This window comes from Dactylosporangium sp. NPDC049140, assembly GCF_040648435.1.
Genome location: NZ_JBEZDS010000010.1, coordinates 44,331 through 59,110, shown reverse-complemented (window position 1 = coordinate 59,110; position 14,780 = coordinate 44,331). Strand labels below are relative to the sequence as shown.

Genomic DNA, 14,780 nt, shown 5'->3' with positions numbered 1-14,780 from the left:
TCATACTGAACCTATCGGGATTAGCCGACTCGCGTCGACGATCAGCGTCTCGATCCCGCGCAGGCCGGACTCGAGCATGGCCGGGGAGACCGCCGCGGTGTCGACCCGCCACGTCAGCTCCAGCCCGCCGGGGCCCGCGTCGACGTGCAGAAAGCAGGTCGCGTCGTACTCGTTCGAGCGCGGCCCCCACCGCAGCCTCCCGCGCCCGAGCGCCGCCTCGATCTCCTCCGGCGTCGCCGGATCGGCCGACGGGGCCTGCGCGGCCGAGCGCCGCCGGTCGTTGAAGTAGCACATGGTGTCGAGCTCCGCCCCACGCTCGGCCCCGACCCGCTCGACGAGGGGCCACAGGTCGCGCGGGTGGTAGTACGCGTGCATCCCGGCCGCGAGCTGCGCCTTCCAGGCCCGCGCCACGACCTCGTCGAACCCGGCGTCCGCGGTGTCGATCACGGCCAGGCCGGCCAGGGCCAGGTTGCTCACCGACGCGGCGAAGCCCGGCCGGAAGCGGTTGCTCACCACGACCCGGAACGCGCCGACCGGCCGGCCCGACAGGCGCGCGAGCACGAGCGCGTACGCGGCCAGCAGCACGGTGCCGGTGTGCACCTTCGTGCGGTGCCCGACGACGCCCAGGGCCAGGGCGGTGGCCGGGCTGGTCAGCGTCGCCTCCTGCCAGCGCTCGGGCTGCGGGTCGAGGGCCTCGGGGAAGCGGCGCGGCTCGATGGTGCGCAGGTGCCGCTCCCAGTACCGCAGCGACGCCTCGTGCTGCCGCCGCGCCGCCCGGCCCCGCTGGGCCCGGGCCAGCTCCAGCGGCTGGACGCCCTCGACCGGGGCGAGCGCGCGGCCGGTGGCCGGGTCGAGGTTCGCGAGGTCGGCGACGAGGGCCTCGAAGCCGTACCCGTCGATGACCATGTGGCAGTAGAGCGCCACGAGGTGCAGCGCCCGCTCGCCGTCGGCGACCACCGCCATCCGCACCGGCCAGTCCGTCACCGGGTCCCACGGCGCGGCCTCGAACCGGGCCCGGATCGCGGCCGCGAGGACCGCCGGATCGCCGGGCGCCGCGTGCACCTCGAGCGACACCTCGCCCGCGGCGGCCAGGCTCTGCCGTGGCGGCCCGTCGCCGTCGAACACGAGCCGCGTGCGCAGCGACTGGTGGCGGCTCATGATGAACCCGAGCAGCGTCGCGATGCCCGCCACGGTCGTGCCGTCCGCGAGCGCCATGGTGCCGCCCGCCCATTCCACGGCCTCGACCACCCCCATTGACCGCCACGCCGCGAATTGCGCCCAGGTCAGCTCCTCGGTGCCCGTTCCCGCGCCCGAGAATGGCACCGTGATCGTGCGTTGCAGTGACATGTCACGTCCTTGGAAAAGCGCGGGTTGGCGCCGGCGGCGCTTGCGCCCGCCGCCGGCGCCGGAGAGCTCGTCTAGAGCGTGCGCACGGACTTCATGGTCGACCTCCTCTCGGCACCGCGACGGGTCGATGGCACGGACTTTAGCGCTCGACAATGGCCCGAGACATGTACGGATGCGAATAACATCGATTCATGTAACCCATTCATGGGCAAGGGTTCGCGATAGGGTCGGCGCCCATTGATATCGCGGTTGCTATTCGGGGTCGGCGAGGCCGTTGCGGTACGCGTAGACGACCGCCTGCACGCGGTCGCGCAGGTCGAGCTTGGTCAGGATCCGCGACACGTACGTCTTGACCGTCTCGCCGCTGATGACGAGCGTCGCGGCGATCTCGGCGTTGGACAGCCCGGTGGCGATGAGCCGCAGCACCTCCAGCTCCCGCGGCGCGAGCACCCGCTCGGCGCTCACCTGCGGCTCGGCCGGGCGCACCCGGGTGCCGAACCGCCCGATGAGCTGCCGCGTGACCGCGGGCGCGAGCAGCGCCTCGCCCGCCGCGACCGTGCGCACCCCGGCGATGAGCTGCTGCGGGGTCGCGTCCTTGAGCAGGAAGCCGCTCGCCCCGGCGCGCAGGGCGGCGAAGACGTACTCGTCGAGGTTGAACGTCGTCACCACGAGCGTCCGGACCGGCTCGGCGACGCCCGGCCCGGCCAGCTGCCGGGTAGCCTCGATCCCGTCCAGCACCGGCATCCGGATGTCCATCACCACGACGTCGGGCCGCAGCCGCCGGGCCAGGTCGACGGCGGCGCGGCCGTCGCTGGCCTCCCCGACGACCTCCAGGTCGTCCTGCGCGTCGAGAATGGTGACGAACCCGGTGCGCACCAGCGCCTGGTCGTCGCAGACGAGCACCCGAATCATGCGGTCTCTCCGGCGGGGATGCGGGCGGCTACGGCGAAGCCGCCCTCGGGGACGGGACCGGCGGTCAGCTCGCCGCCGAAGACCTCGACGCGGTCGCGCAGCCCGGCCAGCCCGCGCCCGGAGCCGCCGACTGCCCGGCCCGGCGCGGCCCCGGCGCCGGTGGTGACCGTGATCTCCACGCCGTCGTGGTGGTGCACGAGCCGGACGAGGGTCGGCGCCCCGGCCGCGTACTTGAGCGCGTTGGTCAGCGCCTCCTGCACCACCCGGTAGGCGGCCAGCTCGCGGCCCGAGCCGAGCCCGCCCGGCCGCCCCTGCTCGACCAGCTCCACCGGCTGGCCCGCGGCCCGGGTCCGCGCGACCAGGTCGCCGAGCCCGGCCAGGGTCGGCAGGTCGCCGCGCGGCGCGACCCGGTCCGGGTCCAGCACCCCCAGCAGGTCCCGCAGCTCGCCCAGGGCCCGCCGCCCGGTGCCGCTGATCGCGGTCAGGTTCTCGCCGAGCTTCTCCGGCCGGGCCGCCAGGAACTGCGCCGCGTCGGCCTGCACCACCATCGCCGTCACATGGTGCGTGATCACGTCGTGCAGCTCCCGCGCGATCCGGGCCCGCTCCGCCGTGCGGGCGTCCGCCGCCGCGGCCCGGCGCCGCCCGGCCTCAGCGATGCGGACCCGCCGCACCCACGCGCCCATGACCCAGCCGCCCGCGACGAGCAGGAAGAAGATGGCGAAGTCCGGCAGCCGCGCGGTCGACCCGGCGGCGTGCAGCGCCACGGCCAGCCCCGCGTACGCGGCGGCGGCCCCCGCGGCCACCCAGCCCCGGAACCGCTCCTGGTGCGCGGCCGCGCTGTAGAGCGCGGCGAGCAGCCCGGCGCCCGCGAACGTCACGTACCCGCGCAGCTCCTGCACCGCGAACCCGGCCGCCGCGATCGCCAGGCCCGCGGCCGGCCACCGCCGCCGCCCGGCCAGCGGCAGCGTCTGCGCGAGCACCGCGACGACGGCGAGCGCGTCGGCCGGGCGGTGCGGCAGCTCGCCGAGGCGCGTCCCGGCACCGGCGAGCGCCGGCACGAACGCCAGCCCGGCCAGCAGCACCCCGAGCGAGCCGTCGCGCAGCAGCACGCTGCGCGAGCGCCACCAGGCCAGGGCCGCGGCGCCGCGGCGGCCGAGGGGCAGGCGCAACACGCCCGCAGCGTAGCCGCCGCGGGCGTGCACTCCGTGCGTGACGGGTGTCACCGCGGCGCGCCGCCGCGTCGCACGATCAGGCCCTTGCGGTGGGCGTGGCGCAGCAGGAGCGCCGCGACCACCCCGCCGACGACGATCGCCACGACGCTGCCCTCCGGCCCGAACCCGCCGCCGCTGATCGCGTCCGGCCCCGCGGCCACCCCGCGCACCAGCCCGTGCGTGTTCGTCGTACCCGACACGTCCGTGCCGAACAGCCCCGACTCGGCGAAGTTCCAGCCGAAATGCAGCCCGATCGGCACCCACAGCGAGCGCGTCGCGGTGTACACGGCGCCGAGCAGCAGCCCCGCCTCCGCCGCGATCGCGATCGCGCCCCACAGCGTCGCGCCCGGGTTGAGCAGGTGCAGCGCGCCGAACAGCACCCCGGAGACGGCGAGCGCGGCCCACGTGCCGAGCCACTCCTCGACCAGGCGGAACAGGGCCCCGCGGAAGAGCAGCTCCTCGGCGACCGCGGCCCCGACCATGGTCCCGAAGGTGGCGATGGTGGCGGTCAAAGAGCCGAGACCCGCGATTCGGTACCCGCCGAGGATCGCGATGATCCCGATGGTCACGGCGAACAGCACGACGCCGGCGCCCGCCCCGCGCAGCAGCCCCGGCGCCAGGCCGGCCGCGGCGACCTCGTCCACCGGGCGCCGTTCGAGCCGCCCGACCAGGAAGCGGTACAGCAGCAGCCCGCCCGCGGCCGTGAGCGCCCCGAAGACGAGCGCCGTCACGGCGTTGCCGGCGGCCGCCGAGTCGATCGCCGCCGACACCACGAGCACGATCGTGAACACCACGAGCATGACGAGCAGACGCAGTCCGATTCGCCGCGCCGGCACGGTCTGAGCCTCGGTCATCGTGAACCCCTTCGGCTGGTGCGCGACCCGGTGCCGCGCCACGTCGATGACGCTATGGCGCCGGCGGGGCCCCGGACGTCACCGCCCGGTGGGCACCGCCGTGTAGCTCGCGTGGGGGACAGGCGTGATCGGGCACCCGCCGGACGCACACCCTGTTCACTCCGGCGAGGGATCGACGTTTTCGCTCTGCGTACACCCAGGCCGAGATCGCCGCGCTCGTCGGGCTGTCCCAGATGCACGTCTCGCGGCTGCTGGCCCACGCGCTGGACTGCCTGCGCCGCCATCTGTGGGCGTGACCCCGGCGATTGGTACCGTTTTGCTCATGGCCGACGGTGCACCGATCACGCTGTACAACTCCCTCACCAGGCAGGCGGAGCCGCTGCGCCCGCTCGTCCCCGGCGAGGTCGGCGTCTACACGTGCGGCCCCACCGTCTACTCGTACGCGCACCTGGGCAACATGCGCCCGTACGTCTTCAGCGACACCCTCCGCCGGGTGCTGGAGTGGAAGGGCCTGCGGGTCCGCCAGGTCGTCAACATCACCGACGTCGGCCACACCGTCGGCGAGACCGACCTCGGCGAGGACAAGGTCGAGGCGGCCGCCCGCCGCGAGCTCAAGTCCGTCCGCGAGGTCACCGCGCACTACACCGCGGCCTACCTGCACGACATCGCGCGCCTGAACGTGCGCACCCCGTCGGACCTGCCCCGCGCCTCCGACTACGTACCGCAGATGCTCGACTTCGCCCGCACGCTCGACGAGCGCGGCTACACATACCGGATCGACAGCGGCCTGTACTTCGACACCGCCCGCTCGCCCGGGTACGGCACCCTCGCCCAGATCTCGATGGAGGGCCAGCGCGAGGGCGCCCGCCTGGAGACCGTGCCCGGCAAGCGCAACAAGGCCGACTTCGCCGTCTGGCGCACCGAGGCCCCCGGCCAGCGCCGCGTCATGCGCTGGGACTCCCCGTGGGGCCCGGGCGTGCCCGGCTGGCACCTGGAGTGCTCGGTCATGAGCATCGACCTGCTGGGCCGCCACTTCGACATCCACACCGGCGGCGTCGACCACCGCGAGATCCACCACGTCAACGAGATCGCCCAGAGCGAGGCGTACCTCGAGTCGGACCGCCCCTGGGTGACACACTGGCTGCACAACGAGTTCGTCCTGCTGCGCAACCGCAAGGTCGCCAAGTCCGAGGGCGGCGCCCCGCTGCTGCAGGACCTCGTCGACGACGGCCTGCACCCGCTGGCGTACCGCTACTTCCTGCTCACCGCCACGTACCGCAGCCAGCTGGAACTGACCGACGCGGCCGTGCGCGGCGCCTCGAGCGCCCTGCGCCGCCTGGCGGGCCGGGCCCAGGCCCTGCGCCCCCTGCCGACCGTGCCGACCCTGACCGCGGCCACCGCCGCCATGACCACCGAGGCCGGCCGGGCGGCCCTGCGCCGCCTCGACGAGGCCCTCTCCGACGACCTCAACACCCCGAGAGCCCTGGCCGACCTGAACACCGCGGTACGCGGCGACGACCTGCCGGACACCGACCTGGCAACCCTGCTGGCCGCGGCGGACTCGGTACTCGGCCTGAGCCTGGACGAACTCCACCCGGCCGACCTGGACGGCCGGGCCGACGTGTCCACCGTGGACGAACAGCTGCGCGACCGGCTGGCCCAGCGCGAGGACGCGCGCAAACGCCGCGACTGGCCCGAGTCCGACCGCATCCGCGACGAGATCGCCGAGGCGGGCTGGCGCGTGGTCGACACCCCGGAGGGCCCGGTGCTGGAGCCCCTCCGCTGACCGCTCCGGCTTGAATTTCCGCCGCGGGCTTGACCTTGCCCCTGGGGGAACGTTCCACGATCGGTGCATGGACGAGATGACGCACATTCGGGAGCGGGTCGCGCGGTTCTGTGACGAGAGCCAGGTGCCCGGCTTCCTCGCCGGGGTCTACCACGCCGGGCAGACCGAGATCTCCGCGTACGGTATCGCCAACCTCACCACCGGTGCCGCGATGCGGCCGGACACCGGGTTCCTGTTCGGGTCCGTCACCAAAATCATGACCACCATGCTCGTGCTGCAGCAGGTCGAGGCCGGGAAGCTCGACCTCGACGCCCCCGTGGTGCGGTACCTTCCCGAGTTCGCGCTCGCCGAGCCCGGCGCCGCCGAGCGGGTTCTCGTGCGGCACCTCGTCACGCACACGAGCGGTATCGACGCCGATCTGTACTTTCCGCGCGGGTGCGGGGACTCCGCGCTCGCCGGCTACATGGCCGGGCTCGCCCGGCAGTGCGGGACGCTGTTCGAGCCGGGGCGGTACGTCAGCTACTCCAACGGGGGCATGATCGTGGCCGGGCGGCTGCTCGAGGTGGTCACCGGGCTGAGCTACGCCGAGCTGCTGCGCCGCGACGTCTACGAGCCGCTCGGGATGGGGACCGCGGCCACCTCGGCCGAGGAGGCGATTCTTCGCGGTACCGCCATCGGGCATTTTCCCAACCCCGACGGCACGGCGCGGCCCACCGGGATGTTCAAGCTCCCGGACACCTGGGGGCCGGCCGGCGGCACGCCGATCGGCACCATCGACGACCTGCTCAAGCTCGGGCGGGCCCATCTGGCCGCCGACAACCCGATGGCCGTGGTGACGCACGACATGGGCGTGGCCAACGTGCCACCGATCGGGATGGGGTGGCTGCTGGAGGACTTCGGCGGTACCACGGTGCTGTCGATGTCCGGCGCCTCGCCCGGCGGGGTGGCCGTGCTCGCCGTGGTGCCCGCGCACGATCTGGTCTTCGCCGCGTACGGCAACGACCCGCGCGCGTTCGCGCTGCACAACGAGCTGATCCCGGAGCTCGTCGGGCGGTTCGCGCCGGTGGCGTTCCCGCCGCTGGCCGTCGCGGACGAGGGGGACCTGCGACGGTACGCCGGGACCTATCGCTCGCAGCAGCTGCGCGTCGACGTGACCGTGGCCGGTGGGGAGCTGCAGGAGCGGGTGACGTACGAGCCCGCGGACCCGGACCAGGAGGCGATCTTCACCGCGTTCGCCGGTGGGCCCGTGTCGGGGCCGCCGCAGCGGTACGTGCCGCTCGGCGACGGGCTCTTCGCGCCCGCCGGGATGCCGCTGGAGTCGCTCGGCGGCTACGGCCGGGTGTACCTGGTCTCGTACCTCGGCGACGCCGGCGGCCGCGCGACGCACCGCTGCGCCGGCGGCCGGATGACCCGCCGCACCGAGGAGTGAGTGGTCACATCATGTCGACCCGGCCCCGGGTGCGGGCCGGGCGCCCGGCCCCCGCGGCCAGGGCGGCGTCCGTGAGCACCTCGGGGCCGGGGAAGAGGTGCGTGAGCCCGGCGGGCAGGCCCGGCACCGGCTCGCCGAAGGCCCGGACGAGCTCGCCGAGGGCGTCCCGGTTGCCGCGCACGGCCTCGACCACGCGGGCCTCGAACGGGGAGAACGCGCCCGGCTCGCCGGTGTCGAGGCCGAGCAGGTCGCGGACCCGCTGGACGACGTGGATGAGGCCTTCCCAGTACGGCAGGTGCGCCCACAGCACCAGATGGTCCGGCCCGCCCGCGGCGACCTCCAGCACGCCGGCGTCCCCGTCGACGCCGATCGTGCGGCGGTACATGTCCCCGTCGACGGTCTCCACCCCCGGGATCGCGCGCTCCTGCCGGGTCTTCAGCGCCGCCGGCCAGTCGTACGGGCCCTCGAACGGCAGCCGCAGCCGCAGGCCCCCGTCGCACACGAGCCGGTCCGCGCGGCGGCGGCGGCCCCGCAGCTGCCGCGGGGTCGCCCGGAACGTGTCGGCCATCGCCCGGTTGAACTGCCTGACGCTGCCGAACCCGGACGCGAACGCCACGTCGGTGACGGTCAGGTCGGTGTCGTCGAGCAGCCGGCGCGCGAAGTGCGTGCGGCGCGAGCGGGCCAGCTGGTCGGGCGTCACCCCGAGGTGCTCGGCGAACAACCGGCGCAGGTGCCGCCCGGACAGCCCGAGGCGCCGGCCCAGCTCGTCCTCGCCACCCTCGTCGAGGACCCCGTCGACGATCATCCGGACCGCGCGGCACACCAGCTCCGGCTCGCGCCACGGCAGCGAGCCGGCCAGCCGGTACGGGCGGCAGCGCAGGCAGGCCCGGTACCCGGCCGCCTCGGCCGCCGCGGCCGAGTCGAACGTGCGCACGTTGTCGGCCCGGGGCCGCGCGCCGCAGCCGGGCCGGCAGTAGATGCCGGTCGTCACGACCGCCGAGTACACCGTCACGCCACCCACGGTAGGCAGGCCGCCCGCCGCGGACCAGCCACATCCGGACCTGTCCGGATCCGACCGGCGCGCGGTGCCGGGAGCATTTAGACGTACCGTATGCATGATTTCACCGCCGCCTGCCGCACGGCCCTCGACGAGACCTCGTGGATCGAATATGTGCCCGGCTGGCTGCCCGGCGACGCGGCCCTGCTCGCCGCGCTGCTGACCGGGGTCGGCTGGGAGCAGCGGGAGCGCTGGATGGTCAACCGGATGGTGACCGAGCCGCGGCTCACCGCCGAGTACAACGACCTCGCCGCCGCCCCGGACGACCGCCTGCGCGCCGCGGCCGCCGCGCTCTCCGCGCACTACGGCGTCCCCTACGACGGACTGTGGATCAACTACTACCGCGACCACCGCGACAGCACCGGCTGGCACGGCGACTGGCCCACCTGCAAACGCGCCGAGTGCGTCGTGCCGGTGCTCACCCTCGGCGCCACCCGCCGCTTCCTCATCAAGCCCCGCGACGGCGGCCGCAGCCGTGTGCTGACCCCGGCCAGCGGCGACCTGGTCGTGATGGGCGGCCGCTGCCAGCGCGACTGGCGCCACTGCGTGCCGAAGCAGACGGTACCGGCGGGCCCGCGGGTGAGCGTCAACTTCTCCAGCCGATTGCAGGCTGTCCGCGGATAGCACGCGCCGGTGGTGGCACGATTGGTCCAATGCAGATCGACTTGACCGGACGGACCGCGCTCGTCACCGGCTCCACCCGCGGGATCGGGGCGGCCATCGCCGCCGGCCTGGCGAAGGCGGGCGCCCGCGTGGGCGTCAACGGCCGCAGCCCCGAGTCCGTGACCGAGGCGCTGCGGCGCTTGGGCGACGGGGATTTCGTGGCGGTACCGGGGGATGTCGCCACCGCCGAGGGCGCGCAGAGGGTCCTGGAAACCCTCCCCGACGCCGACATCCTCGTGAACAACCTCGGCATCTTCGGCGCCCGCGAGCCGCTCGAGATCACCGACGACGAGTGGCGGCGGTACTTCGAGACGAACGTCCTGTCCGCGGTGCGCCTCACCCGCGCCTACCTGCCGGGGATGACGGCGCGCGGGTGGGGCCGCGTGCAGTACATCGCGAGCGACTCCGCCGTCGTCATCCCGGCCGAGATGATCCACTACGGGGTGTCGAAGACGGCCCTGCTCGGCGTCGCCCGCGGGTTCGCGAAGACCGCGGCGGGCACCGGCGTCACCGTCAACTCGGTGATCGCCGGCCCCACCCACACCGGCGGCGTCGAGGACTTCGTGTACTCCCTCGTCGACCGCGACCTGCCCTGGGACGAGGCCCAGCGCGAGTTCATGCGCCGGCACCGCCCGCAGTCACTGCTGCAGCGGCTGATCGAGCCCGAGGAGATCGCGAACCTGGTGGTGTACCTCAGCTCCCCGTTCGCCTCGGCCACGACGGGCGGCGCCGTACGCGTGGACGGCGGCTACGTCGACGCGATCCTGCCGTAGCAGCAGAAGTTGGTCTGCTTGTTCGTGAACCGGCAGTGGTTTGTTGCCCGTTCCCGCCCGGGCGGAACGGTCGGGAATTGAATTCTGAATCCTGCAGGCCGCTGCCTCACCGGTAGCCGTACGTCACTTTTCCGGATTGCATGAATGAATCGACACCCGCGAGTTTCTCCCGGTGATACTGGCAAGCAGGGGGCGGGACGAGGGGGCCGATATGTGGATCGGACAGGCGTACGGCCCGGCCTCGGCCCTGCTTTCGACGGCGGCCCTCATCGTCGTGTCGGCGTCGGTCATCGCCCAGCGCGCCGCATCTCGTCGTGCCGCGCGGGACGACCATCGGCGGCGCAATCGTGACACCGTGATTCTGTCGATGCGGGAGCCGGCGTACGCCCAGTGCTGGGGCCCTCGGTTCGCACCGCTGCACGTGGATGAGCGGTTGTTCTTCGTCGCCGGCTTCGTGGTGTTGAACTGGCAGTTCGCCTGGGAGGACCGCGTGTTGAACGAGCGGGAGCTCCGGGTGCTGCTGCGGACGTACTTCGACTCCGAGGTGCCGCGCATGTACTGGGAGCGCCACGGCAACTGGCCGGACCCGCAGCGGCGATGGCCGCGGCGGAAACGCTTTCAGGCTATCGTCAATGAAGAGTATCTACGCGCCATCAAGAGTGGGCCCGCGACCCGCGCCCATGAACCGGTCGGGCGCGAGCGTGCCGTTCTTCACCGAGGCGAGAAATGACCGCCAGTCGGTCGCGGTGAACGCCAGGGTGACCCCGGCGCGCGTCGAGTTCCGGACGCTGACGACGTGGTCGAGCGCCGCAACCTCGACGCAGTTGTGCTCGCTCACGCACACGGACGCGCGTCGCCAGGCGAAGTGAGTGGGGCTCAAATCAGCTGCTCCTCGTGTCGGGCACATGCCGGGAGCAACGAACCGCGAATGTCCCTGATGAGTTGGGCACGGGGGTTTACCCTAACGGAGGGTCGCTGTGCCGCGAAACTGCGCGGTACAGGTGCCGGTTCACCTGCGCGTCCGCGTGAATCAGGCGCGAACGTCAGGTCAGTGGCTCGGCGATCAGCAGGCCCTCCTGCGTGACCGTGGCCACCAGCTCGCCGGTGGTGTCGTAGACCTGGGCCGTGGCCAGGGCGCGCCCGTGCGAGGCCACCGGCGAGTGCTGGTCGAACAGCAGCCACTCGTCGGCGCGCGGGATGTGGTGGAACCACAGGGCGTGGTCGAGGGACACGGTGTCCCAGGCGTGGCTGTGGTCGCGCTCGCGGCCGAGGCGCAGCCCGTGCGGTACCAACGCCGCCGACAGCAGGGTGAGGTCCGTTGCGTAGCAGAGGACGGCCGCGTGGGTGACGGGGTCGTCGGGCAGCGGGGCGGTGGCGCGCATCCACAGCAGCCCGCGCGACGCCGCGCCGTCGGGGCAGGGGGCCACGCGGATGTCGACGGCGGCGAAGCCGGTCCACAGGCCCATGAGGCCGCCCAGGTCGGCGATGCTCTCGTCGAGCGTCGGGGCGTCCTGCGGCTTGCCCGCGTGCGGGGGCGGGGTCTGGTGGCCCACGCCCGTCGACGGGGGGCCGAAGGCGGCGGTCAGGCGGAGCACCTCGCGGCCGTCCTGGGTGGCCGTCACCGTGCGGGTCGTGCGGCTCCGGCCGTCGCGGACGTGCTCCACCGCGAAGCGGTTGACGGCCTCGGGGCGGCCCGGGCGCAGGAACGTGGCGTGCAACGACTGCGGGAGCTGCCGCGACGGTACCGTCCGGGCCGCCGCCACCAAGGCCTGCGCGGCGAGCTGGCCGCCGAAGACCCGGGGCAGGTCGAGCGCGCTGTTGCGGCCCTCGAAGACGGAGTCGCCGACCGGCCGGAGGTCCAGGACCTCCAGCAGGTCGGAAACGTCATGCACGGCGGGGCGGGCGGGGGAGGAAGCCGGAGGTGCGGGCGGCGTACTCGGCGAACTCGGGGCCCCGCGACCGGCTCATCCGCCGCTCCAGCAGGGCCTTGCCGCTCTTGTTCACGAGCATGTGGGTCATGAGCACCGGGCCGATGACGGTCAGCAGGCCCACCCAGTGCGAGCACGCGAGCAGGAACAGGCCGGTCCACACGACGGAGTCGCCGAAGTAGTTGGGGTGGCGCGTCCACGCCCACAGGCCGCGGTCCAAGAGCCGGCCGGCGTTCGCGGGGTCGCGCTTGAACCGGGCCAGCTGCGCGTCGCCGACCGCCTCGAACGCGAAGCCGACCGCCCATACCGCGACGCCGGCCCACAGCAGCGCCGGCACCGGCGACGACACGTACATCGCGGCCTGCACCGGCAGGGACACGACCCACATGATCGCGCCCTGGGGCCAGTAGATGGTCCGGATCACGTACGGCACCAGCCGGCCCTGGTTGCGCCGCAGCAGCGCCGCGTACCGCGGGTCCTCGCCCTTGCCCCGGTTGCGCACGTAGATGTACGCGCCGAGCCGCAGGCCCCAGACCGCGGTCAGCGCGAGGGTCACGGCGCGCTGCCACGGGTCGCCGTGGCCGGCCGAGAGCGCGAACGACACGGCCGCGACGACGACGAAGCCGAGGCCCCAGACGGTGTCCACGATGGACTGTTCGCCGCGGCGCAGCGCGTAGGCCATCGTGAGCGCCATGACGAGCGCGACGGCGACGATCGTGGCGCACAGGTTCAGCGCCAGGGCGGTCCAGTTCACGGCAGCGTCTCCTCGGCGAAGTCGGCGAACGCGTCCTGCGCGGTGCGGTACTCGTGCGGCTTCCCGGCCCGGCTCGAGTCCAGGAGGCCGGCCAGCCCCGCGGCGTCCAGCGACGACGGCACCCGCACGGTGCCCCACTCCACGGCGCTCGTCGCGCGCAGCGAGCCGTTCGCGGCCACGATCACCTCGCCGTTGAGGGTGCCGTCCGGGTCGACGAGCGCGGCGACGACCGGGGCCACCGACTCGGCCGTCATCGCGTCGCGGAACCGTCCGGCCATCCCCGCGTCGGTCATCTGTGTCGTCGCGTACGGCAGCAGCACGTTGGTGTACACCCCGCGCGGCGCGCCCTCGGCGGCGATGGTCCGGCCCAGGGCGATGACCGCGCCCTTGCTGGCCGCGTAGGCGGAGACGGTCGGCTCGCCGTGCAGCCCGGCGGTGCTGGCCACGAGGACGATCCGCCCGCCGCCGGCGCCGCGCAGGTGCCGTGCGGCCGCGGCGGCGACGCTCGCGGTGCCGAGCACGTTGACGGCCTGCACGGCGGCGAAGGCGTCCATGCCGGTCTTGTGGAACATCGCCGGGGAGCTCACGGCGGCGCTGGTGACACAGAAATCCAGCCGGCCGTACTCCGAGACAGCCAGCGCCACCAGGTCGTCCCCCGCGTGCGGGTCGGCGACGTCGCTGTAGTCGGCGACGGCCCGCCCGCCCGCGGCGGTGATCTCGGCGACCACGGAGCCGGCCGAGTCGACCTGGCGGTTGCGGTTGTTGACGACGACCGCGGCGCCGAGGCCGGCCAGGTGCAGGGCGAAGGCGCGGCCCAGACCCTTGCCGCCGCCGGTGACGATGCCGACGCGGCCGGCGAGCGCGCTCATGCGTCGACCCGCTCGACGAGCACGGCGACCCCGAGGCCGGCCGCGCCGGAGACGGCGGCGACGCCGTAGCGCCCGCCCCGGGCCTGCAGCTCCTCCACGCACTGGCCGAGCAGGATGGCGCCGGTCGCGCCGAACGCGTGGCCCATGGCGATCGTGCCGCCGTTGGGGTTCATGCGCTCGGGCCCGGCGCCGAGGTCGCGGCGGAACTTCAGGCACAGCGCCGAGAACGCCTCGGCGAACTCGAACACGTCGATGTCGGCCGGGGCGAGCCCGGCCTTGGCGATGACCTTCTCGACGGCCTGCTGCCCGGCGGTGAGCATGATGACGGGGTCGGTACTGCACGTGGCCGCCGCCACCACGCGGGCCCGCGGGGCGAGCCCGTTCGCCTCGGCGGCCGCGCGGGTGCCGAGCAGCACCAGGGCGGCGGCGTCGGCGATGGCGGGGGAGGTGCCGACGGTGTGCCGGTGCTCGATCGCGCCGGCCTCGGGGTGCGCGGCCAGCGCGATGGCGTCCTGGCCGGAGGCGCCCAGCTCGGCGAAGGCGGGCGGCAGCGCGGCCAGGCTCTCCATGGTGGTGCCGGGCCGGACCAGCTCGTCGTGGGCGAAGCCGTCCACGGGTACGACCGCACGCTCGTAGAACCCGGCCTTCCAGGCGGCGGTCGCCTTGGCCTGGGTCTCGAGCCCGTAGGAGTCCAGCTCCTCACGCGGCCATCCGTCCAGCGTCGCGTTGAGGTCGGCGGCGATGCCCATGTGGATCGAGCCGACCCGGCGGATCGTGTCGGGGTCGCTCCACAGCGGGCCCTGGTCGGAGAACATCGGCACCCGCGAGACGCTCTCCACCCCGCCGGCGACGGCCAGGTCGAGGTCCTCGGCGCGCACCCGGGCGGCGGTCTGGGCGACGGCGTCGATCCCGGAGGCGCAGAACCGGTTCAGGCTGACCCCGGGTACGTGGTCGCCCCAGCCGGCCAGCAGCGCCGCGGTGCGGGGCAGGTTCGCGCCCTGCTCGCCGCTCTGGGAGGCCAGGCCGAGGGTCACGTCGTCGATGCGGGCCGGGTCGAGCCCGGTGCGCCCGACCAGCGCGTGCTGCAGGCGCACGACGAGCTCGGTCGGGCTCAGGTGGTGCAGCGCGCCCTTCGCCGAGCCCTTGCCGCGCGCCGTGCGCAGGTACTCGAGGACGTACACGTCACGTGAAGTCACT

Annotated in this window: 16 protein-coding genes; 6 read left to right on the top strand and 10 right to left on the bottom strand. The window is 73.9% G+C overall.

Features of this window, described 5'->3' with window-relative positions:
• From AB0B76_RS18530 to AB0B76_RS18515, 4 genes are all read right to left on the bottom strand, one after another.
• On the bottom strand, positions 1-1,347 hold the full coding sequence (locus tag AB0B76_RS18530) for a condensation domain-containing protein (RefSeq protein ID WP_360376231.1): 1,347 nt from the start codon (positions 1,345-1,347) through the stop codon (positions 1-3).
• A gap of 252 nt (positions 1,348-1,599) precedes the next feature.
• Positions 1,600-2,259: a response regulator transcription factor gene (locus AB0B76_RS18525; protein ID WP_360376228.1), complete on the bottom strand. Its 660-nt coding sequence runs from the start codon at positions 2,257-2,259 to the stop codon at positions 1,600-1,602.
• A complete protein-coding gene (locus AB0B76_RS18520) occupies positions 2,256-3,428 on the bottom strand; it encodes a histidine kinase (RefSeq protein WP_360376750.1) in 1,173 nt (390 codons plus the stop codon). Before AB0B76_RS18520 ends, AB0B76_RS18525 begins: the two co-directional genes overlap by 4 nt.
• A 50-nt stretch (positions 3,429-3,478) precedes the next feature.
• On the bottom strand, positions 3,479-4,366 hold the full coding sequence (locus AB0B76_RS18515; protein WP_360376226.1) for a type II CAAX endopeptidase family protein: 888 nt from the start codon (positions 4,364-4,366) through the stop codon (positions 3,479-3,481).
• Positions 4,367-4,476: 110 nt separating this feature from the next.
• Here AB0B76_RS18515 and AB0B76_RS18510 point away from each other — a divergent pair, with 110 nt between their 5' ends.
• The 3 genes from AB0B76_RS18510 (at position 4,477) to AB0B76_RS18500 (ending at position 7,539) form a co-directional block, all read left to right on the top strand.
• On the top strand, positions 4,477-4,620 hold the full coding sequence (locus AB0B76_RS18510; protein WP_360376747.1) for a sigma factor-like helix-turn-helix DNA-binding protein: 144 nt from the start codon (positions 4,477-4,479) through the stop codon (positions 4,618-4,620).
• Between the two features lie 26 nt (positions 4,621-4,646).
• Positions 4,647-6,110 carry a cysteine--tRNA ligase gene (cysS, locus tag AB0B76_RS18505; protein WP_360376224.1) on the top strand — a complete coding sequence of 488 codons (1,464 nt, stop codon included), beginning with the start codon at positions 4,647-4,649 and terminating at the stop codon, positions 6,108-6,110.
• Positions 6,111-6,177: 67 nt separating this feature from the next.
• Positions 6,178-7,539 carry a serine hydrolase domain-containing protein gene (locus AB0B76_RS18500; RefSeq protein WP_360376221.1) on the top strand — a complete coding sequence of 454 codons (1,362 nt, stop codon included), beginning with the start codon at positions 6,178-6,180 and terminating at the stop codon, positions 7,537-7,539.
• Positions 7,540-7,543: 4 nt separating this feature from the next.
• On the opposite strand, the gene AB0B76_RS18495 is transcribed toward AB0B76_RS18500, so the two are convergent.
• Complete coding sequence (locus AB0B76_RS18495; RefSeq protein WP_360376218.1) at positions 7,544-8,551, bottom strand: helix-turn-helix domain-containing protein; 1,008 nt, start codon at positions 8,549-8,551, stop codon at positions 7,544-7,546.
• A gap of 99 nt (positions 8,552-8,650) precedes the next feature.
• On the opposite strand from AB0B76_RS18495, the gene AB0B76_RS18490 reads away from it, so the two are divergent.
• From AB0B76_RS18490 to AB0B76_RS18480, 3 genes are all read left to right on the top strand, one after another.
• A complete protein-coding gene (locus tag AB0B76_RS18490) occupies positions 8,651-9,220 on the top strand; it encodes an alpha-ketoglutarate-dependent dioxygenase AlkB (RefSeq protein ID WP_360376216.1) in 570 nt (189 codons plus the stop codon).
• Positions 9,221-9,249: 29 nt separating this feature from the next.
• Complete coding sequence (locus AB0B76_RS18485) at positions 9,250-10,032, top strand: SDR family oxidoreductase (protein WP_360376213.1); 783 nt, start codon at positions 9,250-9,252, stop codon at positions 10,030-10,032.
• A gap of 211 nt (positions 10,033-10,243) precedes the next feature.
• Complete coding sequence (locus AB0B76_RS18480; RefSeq protein ID WP_360376211.1) at positions 10,244-10,762, top strand: DUF6082 family protein; 519 nt, start codon at positions 10,244-10,246, stop codon at positions 10,760-10,762.
• On the opposite strand, the gene AB0B76_RS18475 is transcribed toward AB0B76_RS18480, so the two are convergent.
• The 5 genes from AB0B76_RS18475 to AB0B76_RS18455 all read right to left on the bottom strand — a co-directional run bounded on the left by AB0B76_RS18475 (position 10,676) and on the right by AB0B76_RS18455 (position 14,779).
• Positions 10,676-10,939: a DUF397 domain-containing protein gene (locus tag AB0B76_RS18475; RefSeq protein WP_360376208.1), complete on the bottom strand. Its 264-nt coding sequence runs from the start codon at positions 10,937-10,939 to the stop codon at positions 10,676-10,678. The genes AB0B76_RS18480 and AB0B76_RS18475 overlap by 87 nt on opposite strands.
• Positions 10,940-11,075: 136 nt before the next feature.
• Complete coding sequence (locus tag AB0B76_RS18470) at positions 11,076-11,924, bottom strand: acyl-CoA thioesterase domain-containing protein (RefSeq protein ID WP_360376206.1); 849 nt, start codon at positions 11,922-11,924, stop codon at positions 11,076-11,078.
• Complete coding sequence (locus AB0B76_RS18465) at positions 11,917-12,714, bottom strand: DUF1295 domain-containing protein (RefSeq protein WP_360376203.1); 798 nt, start codon at positions 12,712-12,714, stop codon at positions 11,917-11,919. Before AB0B76_RS18465 ends, AB0B76_RS18470 begins: the two co-directional genes overlap by 8 nt.
• A complete protein-coding gene (locus tag AB0B76_RS18460) occupies positions 12,711-13,583 on the bottom strand; it encodes an SDR family NAD(P)-dependent oxidoreductase (protein WP_360376200.1) in 873 nt (290 codons plus the stop codon). Before AB0B76_RS18460 ends, AB0B76_RS18465 begins: the two co-directional genes overlap by 4 nt.
• The gene (locus AB0B76_RS18455; RefSeq protein ID WP_360376197.1) at positions 13,580-14,779 is read right to left on the bottom strand and encodes an acetyl-CoA C-acyltransferase; all 1,200 of its coding nucleotides are present in this window, start codon (positions 14,777-14,779) and stop codon (positions 13,580-13,582) included. Before AB0B76_RS18455 ends, AB0B76_RS18460 begins: the two co-directional genes overlap by 4 nt.
• Position 14,780: the final 1 nt, after the last annotated feature.

Coding starts and splice junctions, on each gene's coding strand:
- AB0B76_RS18530 (WP_360376231.1), bottom strand. CDS start 1,347: ATGTCACTGCAACGCACGATCACGGTGCCATTCTCGGGCGCGGGAACG.
- AB0B76_RS18525 (WP_360376228.1), bottom strand. CDS start 2,259: ATGATTCGGGTGCTCGTCTGCGACGACCAGGCGCTGGTGCGCACCGGG.
- cysS (WP_360376224.1), top strand. CDS start 4,647: ATGGCCGACGGTGCACCGATCACGCTGTACAACTCCCTCACCAGGCAG.
- AB0B76_RS18500 (WP_360376221.1), top strand. CDS start 6,178: ATGGACGAGATGACGCACATTCGGGAGCGGGTCGCGCGGTTCTGTGAC.
- AB0B76_RS18490 (WP_360376216.1), top strand. CDS start 8,651: ATGCATGATTTCACCGCCGCCTGCCGCACGGCCCTCGACGAGACCTCG.
- AB0B76_RS18485 (WP_360376213.1), top strand. CDS start 9,250: ATGCAGATCGACTTGACCGGACGGACCGCGCTCGTCACCGGCTCCACC.
- AB0B76_RS18480 (WP_360376211.1), top strand. CDS start 10,244: ATGTGGATCGGACAGGCGTACGGCCCGGCCTCGGCCCTGCTTTCGACG.
- AB0B76_RS18475 (WP_360376208.1), bottom strand. CDS start 10,939: ATGTGCCCGACACGAGGAGCAGCTGATTTGAGCCCCACTCACTTCGCC.
- AB0B76_RS18460 (WP_360376200.1), bottom strand. CDS start 13,583: ATGAGCGCGCTCGCCGGCCGCGTCGGCATCGTCACCGGCGGCGGCAAG.